This is a genomic window from Pseudomonas laurentiana (assembly GCF_014648275.1).
In the GTDB taxonomy this organism is placed as follows: Bacteria; Pseudomonadota; Gammaproteobacteria; order Pseudomonadales; family Pseudomonadaceae; genus Aquipseudomonas; species Aquipseudomonas laurentiana.
The window spans coordinates 1-595 of record NZ_BMQU01000160.1 but is presented as its reverse complement, the minus strand read 5'-3'; the positions used below and the strand labels follow the sequence as shown (position 1 = coordinate 595).

General features: G+C 40.2%; 1 protein-coding gene. It reads right to left on the bottom strand.

The features are described 5' to 3' along the window. Nucleotides 1-595: photosystem I psaA/psaB family protein (locus tag IE038_RS25700; RefSeq protein ID WP_229775745.1), on the bottom strand; the 595-nt coding region annotated here is incomplete at both ends.

Sequence of the window (595 nt, the reverse complement as noted above, 5' to 3'; positions counted from 1 at the left end):
AATTTATTATGGGCCCAAACAATAGATTCAATAAGTTCTTGCCAATATCCACGGCCACTAAATAGGAACATTAAACTAAAGGCCCAAACGAAATGAGCACCTAAGAATAAAAGACCATATGCAGATAATGAAGAACCGTAAGATTGGATTACTTGAGAAGCTTGTGCCCATAGAAAGTCACGGAGCCACCCGTTAATTGTAACGGAACTCTGCGCAAAGTTTCCTCCTGTAATATGAGTTACCACTCCCTGATCACTTATACTACCCCAAACATCGGACTGCATTTTCCAACTAAAATGAAATATTACTACCGAAATTGCATTGTACATCCAGAATAACCCTAAGAAGACATGATCCCAGGCAGATACTTGACATGTTCCTCCTCTACCAGGCCCATCGCAAGGAAAACGAAAACCAAGATTCGCTTTATCGGGTATTAAACGAGAACTGCGAGCAAATAAAACACCTTTAAGTAATATTAATACAGTCACATGGATAGTAAATGCATGAATATGGTGCACTAGAAAATCCGCAGTTCCTAATGGAATAGGCAACAAGGCCACTTTGGCACCTACTGCTATCAAATCACCACCTC